This is a genomic window from Oceanobacillus luteolus (assembly GCF_042678205.1).
Taxonomy (GTDB): Bacteria; Bacillota; Bacilli; order Bacillales; family Amphibacillaceae; genus Oceanobacillus; species Oceanobacillus luteolus.
The window spans coordinates 15,202-33,454 of record NZ_JBHUDE010000151.1; the positions used below are offsets into that span (position 1 = coordinate 15,202).

The following is an 18,253-nucleotide window of genomic DNA, read 5'->3' on the forward strand; positions in this document are numbered from 1 at the left end:
TTTCCGTTTTTTTCCACACTTCTAATTTACCAGACGGCTATCTAATAATCTATAAGTATATTATTTACTAATTAAAAAACATAATCTATCCTTTCCTCTTTCACTATACTGCCCCTTTTTGCTAAAGAACAATATTTCACAAACACTATATAAATTAGATGCGAATTTCAACAAACATCTTTAGGATAACATCTACACTTTGCTTAAAAACCTGTATGATTTATGGAGCCCATCTCACAAAAACTCCCCTTAGATAAAAATCTAAAGGGAGAGACCGATGCTACTTTCCTATTCGAGAGGAGAAAATATTAGGGACAGAAAAACATCCCTGACGATCAATCAATTCAACAAATCCTTATCTTGCTGTCGAACACAATGAATAATCGGTAAACTGATACAAATAACCAGCAGAAGAATTCCTGTATATATTTCAATCATCGGTATTTTTGTCCATTGATACAATTCATTTTTGAGATAAAATGCATCTTTAAGCACTAGGTTAGCAATGTAAATAAATACAAACCCCACCGGAATGATTTTCATTAGTAATGATAAATAATGTTGACTCGTTTGAGAGAGGAATAAGAGAACTCCGCTAAAAGCCATCCCAATCAAATAAACCAACAAGACAACGTTCACCATCCATTGTGCAAATGTCCATTGATAAAAAGATAGTAATAGAGGATCTTCATTACCGATAAAGAATGAGTTCAATCCATTTGAGAAGTATTGTGTGAAATCAGTAAAATACAGCAAACTTCCAAAAAATCCTACGATACAAGTAATCAATAGGAAACTAGCAATTATGCCACTAGCAAACTGTGTCCAAAGTATTTTTCGTCCATGACGACTGCTCCATTGAATTGTTTGTACTCTTAACAAGCGATCTCTAACAAAAACAGCAGGAATCAATAAAGACGATAGAAAAATAAAAAGTTTAAGAATATCTTCGAAATAACCAGCAAAGGTACGCGATAATTCAGTAGGCAATATGTTGCGCCAACCTTCCTCGGTAAATAATGTTTCCGAAAGTCTTTCTTTTTCATTTTCTGTATAGTATTCATTGCTGAGGAATATGTCCGATGCATCAAATTGCTCCATAGAGTGAAGTAAGCCTTGTAAGACGAAGATTTGACTCACCATTGAATCACCTGTATCCTCTAATAGATCTTTCAGAATTGCATCTTTTTGTTTAACAATTTCTAACTCTTCTTCATTCATTTCGTTGATGGCCCCACCGGAAGCATTTTCTTGATACCATGACTCAAACTCCGCATATTTACCAAGTTGAAGTTGTTTGGCAATAGGGTTCTCCGAGACAATCTTGTCTGCTTTTTTGATAAGGGTACTATACTCCGTTTCTATTTCTGCTATTTCCTCCTCCTCAAGCGTTTGCCCAAAACGATTTTGCCAATCGGAAGCGTGATTATAAATAGGAATCGCATCACCATTCGGCCAATACGTATGGATGAAACTCAGATCTATATTGTAAGACACAATCGTTATCAAGAGTGCTACAAGAAATAACATCGGTTGAAATAACTTTTTAAACTCAACAGAAAACGCTATTTTACCTCCTTTGTGGCATAGAACTTACTTGTTAAAAGACCGCCTAATATTAAGAGAAATAGGTTAATGATCGTCGCAATCGATTCTTGCCAAGGAATGATTGAGTAAGGCCCCATTTCTGTAAACCAGTAGCCTTGTACTCTCCATAAGGAAATTGGATGCCACATCAATAGTGAATGCATATTCCACCAACCGAATTGATAAATGAATTGTTCCAATCCCAGAAAGACAACATAAATGACAACGAATACAATAAATCCGCGAAATAGATGATTTGTCCAGATGCCTACAAGAAAATTAAACCCATGACAGAGAATGACCAATAAACCTCCTAATAAAATAGACAATATTGTATAGTTTACCAATGTCATTGGTTGCCAAGTTATAAAGGGGACTTCCAGCAAATAAGGAATATAAACATTTATATGAAATAGTGTCGACATACTCGTTTGCCATAATGATCCAATAGGGTGTAGATGATTAAAAATACCAAACGTCAATATGACCATCATTATGTAAAAAAGACTTGTGATGATAAGGCTCGCTATGTATTTACTTATTTGTGTTTTTCGCCCTGTTTTTGAGGTCATCACTAACATATCTGTTTTCGTGAAACGCTCTGAAGTACTGCCATACAACCCTAGTAATATAGCAAAGATTAGACTCTCTCCTAAAATCGCACGAAATAATCGATTTCTTATAAAGGTGAAAAAGCTCATTGTTTCTCCTGCTGCTCCCACTTCCAAGGCAGCTTGCTCTTCGCCTAATTCACTTGCAACGGGGGTTAATTTCTCGTATTTTGTCTTCATCCTTTCAGCAACTGCACCTTGAATTTTATAAAAACCGATGATCTGTTGTCCCATTGCTTCTGTTGAGTAATCTTGAAAAATATTTTCTAGTTCAGCTGTTTCTGTCAGTAACCGCTGTTGTTTTCTACTCGTAGACTGATTGGAAAGTTTTTCACGGAAATCAGATGTAACTAAATTTCCTGTTTTCAATTCTGTTTCCTGAACATAATTTAAATAGGATTGGTCGAGTCCCGCTGTTAAAATATAGATTGTATTTAACGATAAACAAGCAATAAAAAACAAAAGAATCATAGGCTGTTCAACTAGTTTACGAATTTCAAAGGGGATAATTCGCAACATCCTCAGCCACCCCATCTCGATAAATGTACAGAAATGCATCTTCCAAACTTGGGCGTACTTCCAGTCCTTCCTTTGGGGTGAATGGACTGGCTATTCTCAGTAAATGACCTTCATCGCTTTCTGTCTCACTTAATAGCAATTGCTCCCCCGTTAATTGATAAGTAGCAGGAACTTCAAAAATTTTCCCTTGTACCGATCGAGTAATTTGCGAAGGTGTATCACAACAGTACAAACGATGATTCTTAATCATAATGATTTGTTTGGCAATCGTCTCCACATCCGAAACGATATGTGTAGACAAAATGACAATCCTGTCTTGAGCAAGACGATGGATTAAATTACGAAAACGAACACGTTCTTTTGGGTCTAAGCCTGCTGTCGGCTCATCTAAAATGAGTAACTTCGGGTTATTTAACATCGCTTGAGCAATTCCTACCCGTTGGATCATCCCTCCTGAAAAACGTTTCATTTTCTTGTTTTTCACATCGGAAAGTGCAACAAGTTCTAGTAGCTCATCAATCTTTTCTTTTGCTTCTTGCTTATTCATTTTCTGTAATGCTGCAATATATAATAAAAATCTTGTAGGAGTATAATTGCCGTAATAACCAAATTCTTGTGGCAAGTATCCTATTTTTCCCCGATAGTCCGCTCCAAGTTCTGTAATCGCTTGTCCATTCCATAAGATTTCACCGGAAGTTGGGAATAGAAGAGTTGTAATCATTTTTAATAGTGTCGTTTTTCCTGCACCATTTGGAGACAATAACCCATAAACACCATTTTCAAAAGTCAACGAAATATCCTTCAAAATTAGATTGGAATTAAACTTCTTACTCACCTGATTAAGCACTAACATAGGTAATCGTTCCTTCCTTTTTCATAAAGTAGTTGTGACGCAATAAATAGAAATATAAAACTACTAATACAAAAGTAAGCACTGTGACAATTGAAATTGGCAGATACATCAGAAGCTGAGCAATCCAGTCTTGTTTCCAAACAAAGAGAACTCCCACAACACCCCATATCATTGGAGTCACCCAATGACTGCAACGCATCGGTATTTTGTATTCTAAAAGGAGTTGAATATTCGCAAATAAGAACAAGGAAGAAAACGACAGACTGAACAATCTCATCAACGAAAGTTCTTGACCAAGCAATTGCCAAATCAGTAGATTACTCCCGACAGACACAATTAAAGAAATCCCACTAAACGCCAACATACGTAAAATGAGTAGTTCCTTCAAAGAAACTCGTAGTGTCATTTTTAATTCGAAGGTTCCTAACAGTCTTTCTTTCCACATTCCAAGAAAATACAAGAGTGCATAACAAAGAGGTGACGCCATAAATATAGTAAAATAAATATCATCAAGGTCATTCTCAAGTAAGTGATGTAGATCGGGAAAATATAGTATCCCGACTCCTACCAATAAAAGGCCAACGATAAATAAAATATCTCCCATTCCCCAAAATAGATAGCGGAAACCAACTTCTTGAAAATAAGAACGAAGAAACTGGCTAAACGTTACTGGACGAAGATTGACTTCTTTTAAGATAAAAGCAATGCTTTTTTCTTTTTCATCCTGCGTGAATGGGATATTGTTTTTCTCACTATTCATGTTCAGGAAACTCCTCTCTAATTTTTTTAATCAGCCGATAGTATTGGGCTTTGATTCGCTCTTCCTTTTGAGCAAGTAATGAAGCAATCTCTGGAAATGATAATTCCCCATAGACTCTTAATCGGAAGACTTCCTGAATCTCCGGACGAAAGCTTGCAACATATTGATTAATCGCCCCTAATAGTTCCTTCTGATACAAACTTTCATTAAAATCCTTTTCTTCAATCCACCCTTCATCTTTCAATTCTGACCAAGTCATCTTCACCTTGCGTCGTGCATCAATGACTTTATAGGTTCCAATACGGAAGAGCCATGTTCTAAAGGATGATTTGCGATCATCATATGAACTCAATCCTTTTAAAGCAGCGATAAAAACGTCCTGTGTTAAATCAAGAGCGTCATTTCCGTTACCTACTTGACGATAAAGATAAAAGTACAGGTCGTCGTAATAACGTCGTATCAATTCATCCGCAGCTTGATCCGAACCTTTTTTTAATATGTAACGAATTAAACGCTTATCGGTTAACACCTTTCAGCTCCTTTCTACTTCATTCATACCTATATTCGAAATCCATCTTACAATCGTTGCACTTTTTCCACTTTTTATTTTTTAGAAAATAATCTTGATATCTTTAATCTATTTAACCATAATAAAAAAATCGCTGAGCTGGTGTGAAGATTTTTATTATAGAACTGGCTGGATAATCTATTAGATTTAACCAGCCAGTTTTTGCTCTATCTATTAACCATTGAAAGAAAGTATCCTCAATAATAATAGGCTTTTTTCGACTTATCCCATATAACCCAATTCACAATGAATCCTAATACCAAGAATGCAAATGAGCCTATAATATACACAAACCGAATACCGTATAACTCAGAAAAAACTCCAACTATTCCTGTGAATAGGATAATTAATAATGCCTCTAACACCCCAAAAAAACTAGAGAATCTCCCCATAATTTCGGCATGTACGTTGTTTTGATAAAATGTTAAGAACCCCGTATTTGCGTATGACAAGGCGAACGTTAATATAAAAAATCCTATGGATGCCGTAATAAAACCCTGCGAAAATGCAAAGATCAAATAACCAAGTGGTGTAAAGATTGCACCAAAACCAATAAGCGCTCTCACTTTCAACGTATTAGCGAGCAAAGCATTTGATAGTGAGCCAAAGATAATCCCGATTCCTGCGACACTTACAAGAAAACCATAGGTACTCTCAGATAAAAAAAGAACTTTTGTTGCAAATGCAGCTTCTAAAGAGTCCAACGCAGTCATACAAACTGTAACTCCGCTAAAGAGAACATAAACCAATGTTATATGCGTGTTTGATTTACTAAAACGGAGGATTTCTCTCCAATCATTTTTGATTACGGCAATGCCAACTTTTTGAGAAATAACTTCCCCTTTTAATTCTAAATTGGGAAGTAAAAAGATGATCACCGCTGATATACATAATGCTAAAGCATTTAGCTGGATTGCCAGATATATGATAAATAAACCCCCTGCAATGGAAGGCCCCAAAATAAAGCCACTTGAATTAATGAAATTTCGAAATGCATTAAATCTTTGTCTATCTTTCTTATCTATCAGCTTCGTCATATATACCATAGATGTAGGACCAAAAATGGAACTCGCAATATTGATGATAAAAACCCACACATAAATTAGGATCAGGGATTCAATCAACGGGAGGAAAAATATGAACAATGCTCTGATTATGTCTAAGAAAATCATTAAGTTCCTTTTATTCAACCTGTCAATAAAACTTCCTGACCAAAAATTTGTGCATAAAGCAGCAATCGGTAAAAGGATATAAAGGACAGATACCGCTAATGCCGATCCTGTCATATCCAAAATAATCAAGTTAAGCGCAATCAAATAGATCCAGGCACCTAAATTGGATACGCCAATACCTAATAAAAGTAATAAGGGATTTCTCCACTTCATCAGTTTCAACATGGATTCCACTCCTAAATTCAATATTGATAGCCATTAAAAAAGAGCCCCACCCCCAAGTCATTAGACTTGAGGACGAGACTCCTGAATTCAGAAGTTCGTGGTGCCACCTCAATTTGTTTTTGTGTCGCCACGAAAACCTTTTCGAGTACTTCTGCACAATAGATTGCAGGTCATACTCTATCTCTTTAACGGGAGAAACCGGCACATCATCCATCTAAAACAGACAATTTCCTATGTGCAGCTCCAAGGCTTGGTTCCATGTGCTCCTACATCCTCCATCCCAGCTAACGGAGTTCTCTGTCATGCTTAAGCACATATACTCTCCACATCGCTTTTAGATTTAGGAATATTTTACCACAATTCTATGAAATGTGGAGTAGGATTTTTAGTTGAATGTACAATCCTCTAACACTATCATTCTTATTCCAGATACAATGAGTACACCTAAGAACCCTCCAATAATTAAACTAATCATAAGTTACCGATTTACGTCTTCATTTCCCCATAAACTCATTTCATTTAGTTCAATAAGAACCTAAAAATTCTGTCTGAAGTGTTGCCTCAACAACTTCAGTTTCGAAGGAAACACTATACGCCTTAGCGTTAGGCCTTGAGCTAACTATTTTACTAATTCCTTGTTCCTTGTAATGAATAGCAACTCCATCATCAACCGCGACCCCTGCTTGTATTTCTTTTGATTCGATAAGTTTGTGATATGTAGGTCTTCTATCTATTTCTCCATCGTAATGCGGACAATTACTCCCCTTCAAGAAACCCAAACATTTTATTGGTTCAAGTCCATCTCCATACGAGTCAGTAACTCCTTCTTCAAACCAACAAATGGAACCCGCACTTAACCCAGCTAAAATAACGCCTTGATTCCACGCTTTTCTTAAAATACTGTCTAACCCCCATTCTTTCCACAAAGCTAAAAGATTTTTAGTGTTTCCTCCACCAACGTAAACAATGTCCTTTTCTAAAATAAAGCCCTCAAGATCCCTTGTTGGAGGTTCAAATAAGGATAAATGGGATGGTTTACAATCTTGTTGATTAAAAAAGTTATAAAACCTTGATATATAATTTTCAGAATCTCCACTTGCAGTAGGGATAAAGCAAATTTGCGGATTAACTTTCTTTGCTTGTTTTAATATATACAAATCTAACAATGGATTATTGGGTTCCATTGAAAATCCACCACCACCAAGAGCAATTATTTGTCTCATTTACACACTCCTTTCAGAAGAAAGATTAAGTAATAAGTTCTACAAATCCATATATCATCCCTTCTTCCACAAACTTGCACACTTATTACAATAAATTCGACTAAAAGAGCGTTAGCCCTTCCTGGATTGGCGCCCCCGTTTGTTTAGGAGGAAATTAACCATTCCCCTTAGGGACAATGGTAAGCTGGACTACATTTTATAGTGCTATGTGATCTTGTTTCACTTATCCTAAGAGTATAAAGGCAGTACCTCTTTCTATTTAACGAACGGTAAACATCCAAGTAACTCCGAATTTATCCTTTAATGATCCGTGAAGTTTTGCAAAGAATGTAGGTTGTAGGTCCATATGAATGCTTCCTCCATTACTAAGCATGTTCCAAGCATTTTTCGCACGTTCTTTAGAATCTAATTCGACACTGATCGCGACTCTCCCTGAATCTGAAGACTCCTGCTTCATATCCGCCCCCAAAATGGTAGCAGATTCAGTTATCCTTACCTCTGCATGTAAAATTAGGTCTTTATCATTTTCAGCCACTATGAAATCAGGGTTTGCTGGCATTTCACTATATTTTTGAATCATAGTAATTTCTCCATCAAACGCTTTTTGATACAAGGTGAACGCTTCCTCACATTCCCGATTAAACATTAAATAAGGTTTTATCATTCATTCATTCTCCTTTCTTCTAATTACATATGAACGTATAAGTATGTTCATAAAAGCAATTCCCAAACATTTTCTATAATGCAAACCCGAATCAACTTCATTCAGATTTTTCCCTACTCCCTTCTTTTTGATGTACTAGTATTTTCGTGAATATCAGTAGTATTATATGTAATTTTAATATATAAATATATTTTCTCTTTCACTAACATTATACTTATTCAAATATTAAGTAAATCTATGTTTTCAATTGAATACCTTTAATAGAATTGTAATACTATAGCTTACCGAATTGAGATATAATTAAATAAATTAAGAATTTGGATTATATTCCATAAAATAGGAGGTGAACACGAATTACCCCAAAGCTCCCCCCACTTTACTTGAAGTGGCGAATTATATGAATTGAGGAACGCCAAGCAGACTCGAACTTTTAGAAACGCTTTAGGGGACAGGGGATCTGTAGTTAATTTCTAATCAATACAATACCTAGCGGGAGGTAATAGATAATATGAGAGTGAATTTGCAGTATATTGTATTGGTAATAATGACTTTTTTGCTGGTTGGATTATACGCTTGCGATGATAATACGGATCCAAACTCCAATGCAACTGTAGAAACACTGACCACGGAAGAAAACGCCGATGAGGAAACCAGTGATTCCAACAATAATTCCACTGATGAAGTCACACAAGCGGAAGATATAGAAGATTTGTTCAACCAAGTAAAAAACAACTCACCTACAAGTGAACGAATTCAGGCACTTCGCGATATCGCCATGCATTATTACTGGTATGGAGGAGATCTGAAAGTAGCCGAAGAAGAGATATTTAAAGGGATTACTTTGCATGGTGATTACGATGTGGTGGAGCAAGCTTTCAGACTTGCATCCGAAATCGACCCTTATGATACTGATTTGAAATATTCCCTCGCATCCACTCAAATTTTACAGAAGAAAATACCTGAAGCATTACAGACATACGAAGAAATTCTGAAATTTGATGATAAACATTTTAACGCCCAGCTTATGCATACTATCTATTCAAAAGTAGAAGACAATGAAGAGGATTATCAAGCTGGATTTGATAGATTAAAAGAGCTGGACGAGCAGAAGGCCGCAGCGTATGAGGAGAAAATTGAATTGGTAGAAACAATTACCAAAGAGGAATTGGTAACAGAAATTCCAACTGATTTACCTGAAACCGACCATGCTTTTGTCGTCCTTGGCTATGCTTTATCTGAGGACGGGGAAATGGAAGAGACCCTATTAGAGAGATTAAAAGTTGCAAAAGATGCAGCTGAAACATATCCAGATTCAAAAATAATTGTTACCGGAGGCGTTCCCAAAAAAGGAATTACAGAAGCTGATGTCATGTTCGACTGGCTTACGGAAAACGGCATAGAAGAGGAACGTATTTTTAAGGAAGACAGAGCAACGGATACTGTGGAAAATGCACTCTTTTCAATGGAAATTATTGATGAGGAAGATATCCAGGACATAACAATTATTTCAAGTGCAACACATATGCAGAGAGCGCTCACCATTTTCAACGAAGTTAATCAGATGATGGAAAAGAAAGGTGACGAACAAACAGACCGTGATATTTCAAATATTGTTTACATGGATTTCGAAAGCAATGAAGAGGCCGGCAATGTTTCCAAAGATGAAGAACTTGTTATATATCGCGACTTGATTAGAGCGACTGGCATTTGGCAGTTTCCTGGTGCACAGAGATAACGTGATAGGAGGAGAAGATATATGAGGAAAAAATTACTTTTCATCGTATTAATAAGCAGCCTCTTCATATTGGGGATGTCAGGTAGCGTCTTTGCAAAAGGAAAAGATAAATCTGTCCCCGTAAAGGTGATGTCTTATAACATACATCATGGAGTCGGACTGGATGAGGAACTAGATTTACAGCGTATCAGCAACGTAATTGAGAATACTGGAGCTGAAATTATCGGCATACAGGAAGTTGATAGGTTTTTTGGAGAAAGAAGCAATTTTGAAGATCAAGCAAGGAAGTTGGCAAGTCTCCTGGATTATCACTACGTATATGGAGCCAACCTTGATCTGCTGCCTGAAGAAGAATACGGGAACAACCGACAATATGGAACCGCAATTCTAAGCAAATACCCAATTATCGCATCCGAGAACATTCACTTAGTAAGCTTCGGGAATGAACAACGTGGATTACTGCGTGCAAAAATTAATATTAAAGGTGTCCATATTAATTTTTATAATACCCACCTTGGTCTCACAACTGAGGAACGCATAGTCCAAGTTGAAGAAATTGCCGAAGTTACCTCCTCATTTAACGAGCCAAGTGTATTAGTAGGTGATTTAAACGCGGAACCGGACAGTAAAGAATTTCGTACTTTGCTGGAACGGGCTGTTTTAAATGATACCTTTGCTAACGTGGAGGATGGGAATACATTCCCAGTAAGAGAATCTACTAAGAGGATTGATTATATTTTAACATCACCAACAATAAAGTATTTCAAACAAGAAGTCGTATACAGTGAAGCATCCGATCACCTACCTATCGTCGTAGATTTACTAATTAGAAGGTGAACCTTAGGGAGAACGACTTTTTAGGAATGACTGTTACTCTAACCTGCTTTTGATAGAGTCGATGAGGTGACTAACCATTAATGGTTAGTTACCTCTCAGACCACCGTCCGGTTTTGTAAACGACGGTTTGCCTTTAATATCACGATTCATAGGATGGGGATAGAAACTTTAATTCTATATAAATCCAAAGTTTCCATTTCCATAGAAGAAATTGAAGGTAAATGGCAAAGAAAAAGGATGAATCAGAAAAACCCCCATAAATCTTAGTAAGGATAGGTGATAGTTATGATTTGCATACAATCTATGAGCAAAAAGCTGTTGTTGGTTCTTTTCGGTACGGTACTCCTGATGTTAGCGCCAAACAATGATATAACCCACGCAATGAAGCAAAATAAGGATAATATCACCATTTCACCGACACCTCAACACTTGGAGGTAACGGGTAAAGGCTTTCCAATTACGCCGGTAGTCGGTCTGGTGGCAGGTGAAGACACCGATGAAGCAGCAATAAGAGAAGTCGAACAAGCTTTAAAGGATATAGACGTTAAGCGTATTATCCGCAGCACCCCCGGTGAACCAACACCAAATACGCCTGTAACGATTTGGATTGGGACTCCTTCAGATAATCCTGATATCACGGGCATTTTAAACGAATTAGGAGTTGATGGACCCCAGGCACTGAAGAAAGAAGGATACGTGCTGGCTACAAGCAACAACGGTGCAAAGCAAATCGTTCTTGCCGGGAAAGATAATGCAGGTACGTTTTATGCTGCCAAAACATTTGAACAGATCATTCTGGAGCGACCGGGACGTAGCTGGATACCGTCAGTCAGCATTCGCGATTGGCCTGAAATGCCTCTCCGAGGAACAATTGAAGGATTCTACGGTCAACCATGGTCGCATGAAGACAGGCTGAGCCAAATTGAATTTTATGGTCAAAACAAGATGAATACTTATGTTTATGCGCCAAAAGACGACCCATACCACCTCACCAAGTGGCGTGAACCATATCCTGAAGATCGCTTTAATCAACTAGAGGAACTTGTCCAGAAAAGCAAACAAAACCATGTGCAGTTTGTATTTGCGCTTTCTCCAGGATCGAGTGTTTGCTATTCGGGGAATGAGGATTTTACGCTGTTGATGGACAAGATGCAATCCATGTACGACATAGGCGTCCGCTCTTATGCGATTTTTTATGATGATATATCAGGTGAACTGCAGTGTGAAGAAGACCGGGAACGATTTGGGGATGAAGAAAGTCCGGCTGCTGCAGCTCAGGCATATTTGTTGAATCGCTTCCAGGAAGAATTCATTGAAACACATGAAGATACCGAACGGCTGATTACAGTGCCAACCGAATATTCTGGGCTTAATGAAACGGCCTATAAACAGCATTTCGGAGATCTGGTAAATCCGAATGTGATTGTTGATTGGACAGGCCCTGCTGTCGTATCACCTGAAATTACCGGAGAACAGGCGCAGAAAGCAGCAGACATATTTAATCATGATTTACTGCTTTGGGACAACTATCCGGTAAACGATTTTATGACAAGCCGGCTGTTCCTTGGCCCGCTGGAAAATCGTGATCGTGATCTAAACGAACATGGTGTACAGGGAATAACGGCCAATCCGATGATTCAGGCAGAAGCGTCAAAAATTGCACTCTATACGGTTGCCGATTATACATGGAACCCCGCTGATTACAATCCTGAAGCATCATGGGAACGCAGCCTCAAGGCGTTTGGAGGTGATGCAGCATCTACTTTAAAGTTGTTTTCCGAAAATTCTTATGCCTCCAATCTGAATGGCAACAAAGGAGCCCTTATACTATCAACGTTGATTGACGATTTCTGGGAGGCATATGAAACTGACAACCCTAGGGATGCAGCGAATCAATTGCTGGAAGAATTCAAGAAGTTTGAAGATACGCCAACCCTATTACAGGAGAACTTGGATAATAAAAATTTTCTAGACGAAACATCTGCTTGGCTCAAAAAGCTTGAAATACACGGAAAATCTGGGCAGGAAGCTGTGAAAATGATGATGGCTTTACAAAATAATGACCAAGAAACTGCAGACCAACATCGGGCAAATCTTGATGAGATACTTGCCAATGACACCATTAATCTGAAGCTTGACGAGCCTCGAGTGGCAACCAAAGCCCTTGATGGCGTAAACCGTTTCCGTGGAGCAGCAGAGCTCATACTGTATACACCTGAATACGGCGAGACAACTCGCACCAATATTTATGGCTATGAAATTACCGTTGTGGATGACACAGTAGTCAAAATGGGGGGAAACAACTCACCAATCCCAGATGACGGTTATGTGCTCAGCCTTCATGTCAGTAATTGGCTGGAGGACAATGCGATTATCGGTGCTAAAGTCAAGATTGAAAATGATGAAGTGACCTTAACGATTCCAGAGGGTGAATACACGATTCCGAATACCAAAGTAATGGCTCCGGGTGTAATGCAACCGTTTCTGGAAAAAGCGATAACGATTCATGCTGCCTCAAGTCAGTAAACATGAAAATTTGAACAGAGAAATTCGAGAGGTTGGCTGGATAGAAAGAAATGCTGAAATGTTTCCTTTATTACCTTCCAATTTAATAGTTAGTTATACGAGGTTAAATAAAGAAAGGTAGAGGACTCTTACAAGAATTCTCTACCTTTCTCTTTTCTAAGCATTAATCTATTTGTCACAGGATGAAAATAGGCATGTAACTATTGCTTTTCGATTGAATAGATGGAGCACTTATTCTTGTGATCGAGAATTATAGTTGAAGAACAGTCATCAAAATCATCACTATACCAAAGATTAGAGAACTCCCTATCATCCATAAGGTGTGTAGATGCACAAAAGATTTCGCTACATGATTGCCCTTTACGATACTTATATTTTCAGCAACCTTTAAATGAAATGGAACAAAATACAAAGAAAAAAGAAATCCTCCTGATAATGATATGGATAAATAAGTTATTACAGAATTAGAGGTCAATTTCGCCACTAAATTGCCGATTATGAAGAACGGAATCCCAGCCCAGATAAAGAAAGTTACAGCTAATAATACTATTGCCATAACAAGCAACATAAAGTTCTTTTTAAATACTTCTAAATAATTATGAAGATATACACTCATTATCATCACTTCCAGATTCTTTAGGAATTGCAGCCTATCATACAAAGAAGTTAATTGTTTGATGTAATTCTCAAATAATATCCATCTGGATCTACTATTCTAAAATCAACCATTCCCCAAGATTGTTTCGTCAACTCCGACTGGATTGAATACCCCTTGGCAACCACATGATTATAAACTTCATATACATCCTCAACCTTTAAAACTATTTCTACACCTAAACCAACTTCTTGATCATCACGGGAAACTTTAAGGGGATGAGTATCAGGTAATTTTTCCATCTCTCCTAATCCTAAAACTACATCCCCTTTTCTAATTGATAGGTAATCTGATTTTATTTCTTTTGGTGCGTTAAATCCCAAAACATCACAATAAAATTCCATTGATCTTTCTAAACTTTTAACAAACAATTCCAGTCTTAATTCCATTTTTAATCATATCCTTGTTTATCGATATTCATAGCTAATGAGTACTTATTTCAGCAATAAATTCATAATGAACTGTTCACCTACTGGACCATTTCTTCTCTTACCTGTATCTATAAAACCAACCTTTTCATAAAGCCGCTGAGCAGGTGTATTCTTATGATTGACTGCTAGTACAATCTCGTCACAATAAGGAAATTCATATTCAACAAAATCTCTTAGCTGGAGCATAGCTTGTTTAGCATATCCTCTTCCCTGCTTTGCGTGATTGATAGACAATGCCGTCAGCAACATGGCATTCGGGTTATCTGAATATTGCTTAACACGTTCCGTTTTATGTAATATAAAGAAACCTACAGGCTCATTCTCATCTAATATAACAATCCGATATTCTTCTTTTTTCTCCTCTAAGACCTTGCTTGGTAATGCTGTGAACTTTGCTTGTTCATCAGGAAGCTCAAAGGCATTTAATGCCTCCACGTATTCTTCAGTGAAATGTTTTAACTTCACCATTATTGCTCATCTCCTATTTTTATCAGTTGAGATTTTAACTCATATCTCGTTCTTCTAATAATCTCTCTAATTTATATGCGATAAAAATAACTGCGGCTACTCCTGCACCGATCATTACACCATCGGTTAAAAATCCGATAAATGCCCCAACTAAAACGAATGTTGTTATCTGTAATTTCATCATCGAGTTTTTCTCCTTCACTCCAAATCGTTCTCATTGTACAACTTATGCTGTCCCTTGATTTAATACTCTCTATAGGCTGGTATATGTAAGTTTTATCTCTTCAACTTTTCTTCTAATTCTTTTTCGATTTCCTCGTTGCTGACTTCCTCTACTTCATCTTCTTGAATATTAAGATGTTTAGATATTTTTTCTAACTGCCTATTTATCGTCGACAGTCTATAACAAACATAGAAGATAATTGGTACGGCAAGAATTGTCCAAATCAATTCAGCAAGACTTATAAACATGTAGATCCCCCTTGTTTCCGTGCACCGTTAATTTAATAGTTTTACCTCCCTTGCCACTAAGCCTGGAGGGTCTCTTAGTGCTGCAATTGGTTGAATTTCAGCTTTAATTCTATCGCCTATTAATAATTCTCTATAATCAATTTCCTCACCATTTGCATTTATTATTCTAGCGTTCTCTATATCCAATAATGCTCGTTTGTAACTTGGGTTGAATACTTTATTGCTCTCAATCCAAATAAACGTGTCTGTATCTTTTTCAATAATTGTAAATGTCTCTTCCTTTAATAGATCCGCAAATATAATGAGGATTCCTGAACATAATATTATCGCAAACAACACTTTCACGAGAAGTTTTTTCACATCATGCAATCCTTTCCATTTGTTGAAAAAGAAAAGCTACAGCTTTTTTGAGCTAGCACACTAGATAAATCATCTCTATTTCATACTTTACCATAATTCTCCAGATGACCCTTACATATTTATTTACTTTTGTTTATAGGGAGGGTCTCTTATCTACTGTTTATATAATTGCACCCTATAGTTGAAGAAAGAAACAGATAACATCTATATTATCAGCTTAATATGTACACCAAAAAACACGATCAGCAATTGGTTCCATTTCCGATACCTTAACGAAATTCATCAAAATGTCGGTCTCTCTCTTTCCAACATATTCATCTTCATCAACGTTATAATATTGAGCTATTTCAACCTTATAAAATCCATTTTCTATCTCGATCTTATATTGGGAACAATTTGCATCAGGAACTTTTTCATCTTCAAACTGAGCAGCCATTGTAAGACAGTCATAGTCAACTAAATATAATTCATTGTCCGTTACTTCTATATACCCTACTGCTTTCCTGAAACATTTATGTTCAAATTTTTCTCTCCCTACGTGAACATCGACTCTCCAAGAATGTTCAATTCCTTCTTCAGTCATTTGAAAAACTAAAATATGCCCTTGTTTCATCTCATCTCCAAAATGCTGCAATAGATTATCCAGTTCCCAATCTTCGTCTACAAATGAGTGGTATGTATCAGCATTCACTACTCCAATAAAGTTGGTATCACCAAAATTCATACAAAATTTCATCTTTCTCCACCTTTGACACATTAGCAATATAATAATAACTATCAGCTCAATGAATAAAACTCACTCCACCATCTACAATTAAATTCTGTCCTGTGATATAACTGGCTTCTTCAGACAACAACCAAGTAACGGCTGCCGCAGTTTCTTCAGGTTTACCTAATCTCCCAATTGCATTAGAATTACTGTACTTTCCTTCTAACAACTTTGCTTGTTCCAGTGTTAAATCTTTAAACTTCCTCTCAATCATTGGTGTCCTAATTGCGCCAGGTGTCACAGTATTTACCCGTATCCCGTAGGATCCATACTCTTGAGCGACAGCTCTTGTTAAGGCAATCACACCACTTTTCCCAGCAGCATATGCCGTTGTACCTGCTGAGCAAATAAGTGCATCTAATGAAGAAGTGTTTACTATCGATCCCCCACCAGTTTTAAGCATCTCCTGGATTTCGTATTTCAGGCATAGCCAAACCCCTTTAATTGTAACTCCCATCATCTTATCAAAATCATCTTCGCTATACTCATGTGTAAGAGCTGGTTTTCCTTCGGCATTACTCGCATTATTGAACGCAAAATCTAAATGACCAAACGACGTTACAGTATCTCTCACCATTTTCCTAACATCATTAGAATTACTGATATCAGCTGACAGATATATAACGTCAGAGTGAATTTCCTTTAATTTTTGTAATGCTTTTTCACCCTTTTCCGAATTTCTACCAACTATAGCAACCTTGGTCCCTTCTTTCATTAAACTCTCAGCAACAGAATATCCAATTCCCGAAGTACCACCGGTAATCAATGCTACCTTATTATAAAACTTCAAAGTATCACTCCTTTTACGGTTCGAATTGATGTTTATTCTACTTCAACTTTATAGAGGGAATAAACATACCCTAACAACTCATCCTTATCAAACCACTGTGCAATGACCATATATGTTCCATCATCCTTAAATGCCTGAAACTCATTAGAGTCTATATACGTGCTATAACCGGCACTACTATCACCTTTATTTATTTGCGCGATATAACCATATTCATCCGCTAGTGGACCTTCATGGGTTATTTGGAAAACAGCATCTTCTTTTATAGGATTAATGGATAACGAATTTAAAGTGTATTCATCAATATCCTCAAAACTAAAACCACGATCATCATTGGAACAGTTACTCCAACACACTACACCCGTAATTTGATTTATTTCATCTTGATTTTCTTTTTGCTCGACACTTAAAATTGCTGGAGCTTCTAAAATATCTATTACATTCTTTTCTTCACTACACGCAATTAGTGCGAACCCCAGAAATATAACTATGCATAAAACTTTTCTCATAATTCCCCCTTGAATATCGGTAGTAAGTCACCCCTTTTAACATTCAACAAAATAGGCCACATATCCTTCTTTGATATGCTCCTCTTATTGTAAGATTGCTTGATAATCACCTTGGATCTCGATAGCTCAATAAAGAAATAACTAATTAAAGTTTCACTATGTGGAACTAGATAGATTCATTTTGATAAGCAATTTAAATTACTCTACACTATCAAGTGAGGCTATGACGCACATGTTTTATCTCAATCCCCAATATATGCCATAATCAATAAAAGAGAGAGTTTATCACACTTTAAATTCAAGAGAAGAACATATCAGTACAGTTTTCTCAATAGACTGTAGGTTGATTTTCGGTTTTAATGCAAAAATACCTTTTAACTCCTCATACTTAAGGGTATCTTAAAAAAAATAGCATAGACCTGCGGTGATATGTCAAGAGGTAAATAAATAATTGTTCAGTTATCAAGGTGCATTATCCTTAAAAAAGGCAACACTAAACTAACCCAGTAAAGTTATGCGA

Annotated in this window: 20 protein-coding genes; 3 read left to right on the top strand and 17 right to left on the bottom strand. The window is 36.8% G+C overall.

Annotated features, from left to right (window positions below; all coding sequences use genetic code 11):
• Positions 1–339 precede the first annotated feature (339 nt).
• The 8 genes from ACFSBH_RS16575 to ACFSBH_RS16610 form a co-directional block, all read right to left on the bottom strand.
• Positions 340–1,530 (bottom strand): hypothetical protein, encoded by a 1,191-nt coding sequence (locus tag ACFSBH_RS16575; protein ID WP_379598652.1) that lies wholly within the window; start codon positions 1,528–1,530, stop codon positions 340–342.
• Positions 1,531–1,565: 35 nt separating this feature from the next.
• A complete protein-coding gene (locus ACFSBH_RS16580) occupies positions 1,566–2,717 on the bottom strand; it encodes a hypothetical protein (protein WP_251515310.1) in 1,152 nt (383 codons plus the stop codon).
• Entirely contained in the window at positions 2,695–3,552 is an 858-nt protein-coding gene (locus tag ACFSBH_RS16585) for an ABC transporter ATP-binding protein (protein WP_379598655.1), read from the bottom strand. The genes ACFSBH_RS16580 and ACFSBH_RS16585 overlap by 23 nt, the downstream gene beginning before the upstream one ends.
• 4 nt (positions 3,553–3,556) lie before the next feature.
• Positions 3,557–4,330 carry a hypothetical protein gene (locus ACFSBH_RS16590; protein ID WP_251515304.1) on the bottom strand — a complete coding sequence of 258 codons (774 nt, stop codon included), beginning with the start codon at positions 4,328–4,330 and terminating at the stop codon, positions 3,557–3,559.
• Complete coding sequence (locus tag ACFSBH_RS16595; RefSeq protein WP_251515301.1) at positions 4,323–4,859, bottom strand: RNA polymerase sigma factor; 537 nt, start codon at positions 4,857–4,859, stop codon at positions 4,323–4,325. The genes ACFSBH_RS16590 and ACFSBH_RS16595 overlap by 8 nt, the downstream gene beginning before the upstream one ends.
• 236 nt (positions 4,860–5,095) lie before the next feature.
• Complete coding sequence (locus ACFSBH_RS16600; protein ID WP_251515298.1) at positions 5,096–6,295, bottom strand: MFS transporter; 1,200 nt, start codon at positions 6,293–6,295, stop codon at positions 5,096–5,098.
• A 524-nt stretch (positions 6,296–6,819) separates the two neighbouring features.
• On the bottom strand, positions 6,820–7,518 hold the full coding sequence (locus tag ACFSBH_RS16605; RefSeq protein ID WP_251515295.1) for a Type 1 glutamine amidotransferase-like domain-containing protein: 699 nt from the start codon (positions 7,516–7,518) through the stop codon (positions 6,820–6,822).
• A 259-nt stretch (positions 7,519–7,777) separates the two neighbouring features.
• Complete coding sequence (locus ACFSBH_RS16610) at positions 7,778–8,182, bottom strand: VOC family protein (RefSeq protein ID WP_251515293.1); 405 nt, start codon at positions 8,180–8,182, stop codon at positions 7,778–7,780.
• Positions 8,183–8,690: 508 nt separating this feature from the next.
• On the opposite strand from ACFSBH_RS16610, the gene ACFSBH_RS16615 reads away from it, so the two are divergent.
• The 3 genes from ACFSBH_RS16615 to ACFSBH_RS16625 all read left to right on the top strand — a co-directional run bounded on the left by ACFSBH_RS16615 (position 8,691) and on the right by ACFSBH_RS16625 (position 13,280).
• A complete protein-coding gene (locus tag ACFSBH_RS16615) occupies positions 8,691–9,917 on the top strand; it encodes an ElyC/SanA/YdcF family protein (protein ID WP_251515291.1) in 1,227 nt (408 codons plus the stop codon).
• 21 nt (positions 9,918–9,938) lie between these two features.
• The gene (locus ACFSBH_RS16620) at positions 9,939–10,754 is read left to right on the top strand and encodes an endonuclease/exonuclease/phosphatase family protein (protein WP_251515288.1); all 816 of its coding nucleotides are present in this window, start codon (positions 9,939–9,941) and stop codon (positions 10,752–10,754) included.
• 303 nt (positions 10,755–11,057) lie between these two features.
• Positions 11,058–13,280 (top strand): beta-N-acetylhexosaminidase family protein, encoded by a 2,223-nt coding sequence (locus ACFSBH_RS16625; protein ID WP_379598659.1) that lies wholly within the window; start codon positions 11,058–11,060, stop codon positions 13,278–13,280.
• Positions 13,281–13,530: 250 nt separating this feature from the next.
• On the opposite strand, the gene ACFSBH_RS16630 is transcribed toward ACFSBH_RS16625, so the two are convergent.
• From ACFSBH_RS16630 to ACFSBH_RS16670, 9 genes are all read right to left on the bottom strand, one after another.
• Positions 13,531–13,896, bottom strand: a complete 366-nt coding sequence (locus ACFSBH_RS16630) for a hypothetical protein (RefSeq protein WP_379598661.1) — start codon at positions 13,894–13,896, stop codon at positions 13,531–13,533.
• A gap of 50 nt (positions 13,897–13,946) precedes the next feature.
• On the bottom strand, positions 13,947–14,324 hold the full coding sequence (locus ACFSBH_RS16635; protein WP_379598663.1) for a VOC family protein: 378 nt from the start codon (positions 14,322–14,324) through the stop codon (positions 13,947–13,949).
• Between the two features lie 45 nt (positions 14,325–14,369).
• Positions 14,370–14,834: a GNAT family N-acetyltransferase gene (locus ACFSBH_RS16640; protein WP_379598665.1), complete on the bottom strand. Its 465-nt coding sequence runs from the start codon at positions 14,832–14,834 to the stop codon at positions 14,370–14,372.
• 34 nt (positions 14,835–14,868) lie between these two features.
• Positions 14,869–15,018, bottom strand: a complete 150-nt coding sequence (locus ACFSBH_RS16645) for a hypothetical protein (RefSeq protein WP_379598667.1) — start codon at positions 15,016–15,018, stop codon at positions 14,869–14,871.
• Positions 15,019–15,110: 92 nt separating this feature from the next.
• Complete coding sequence (locus ACFSBH_RS16650; protein WP_251515270.1) at positions 15,111–15,305, bottom strand: hypothetical protein; 195 nt, start codon at positions 15,303–15,305, stop codon at positions 15,111–15,113.
• Between the two features lie 27 nt (positions 15,306–15,332).
• Positions 15,333–15,665 (bottom strand): hypothetical protein, encoded by a 333-nt coding sequence (locus ACFSBH_RS16655; RefSeq protein WP_379598670.1) that lies wholly within the window; start codon positions 15,663–15,665, stop codon positions 15,333–15,335.
• A 217-nt stretch (positions 15,666–15,882) separates the two neighbouring features.
• The gene (locus tag ACFSBH_RS16660) at positions 15,883–16,389 is read right to left on the bottom strand and encodes a hypothetical protein (RefSeq protein WP_379598676.1); all 507 of its coding nucleotides are present in this window, start codon (positions 16,387–16,389) and stop codon (positions 15,883–15,885) included.
• 58 nt (positions 16,390–16,447) lie between these two features.
• On the bottom strand, positions 16,448–17,224 hold the full coding sequence (locus tag ACFSBH_RS16665; RefSeq protein WP_379598672.1) for an SDR family NAD(P)-dependent oxidoreductase: 777 nt from the start codon (positions 17,222–17,224) through the stop codon (positions 16,448–16,450).
• A gap of 32 nt (positions 17,225–17,256) precedes the next feature.
• Positions 17,257–17,733 (bottom strand): hypothetical protein, encoded by a 477-nt coding sequence (locus tag ACFSBH_RS16670; RefSeq protein WP_379598674.1) that lies wholly within the window; start codon positions 17,731–17,733, stop codon positions 17,257–17,259.
• Between the last annotated feature and the right edge of the window lie 520 nt (positions 17,734–18,253).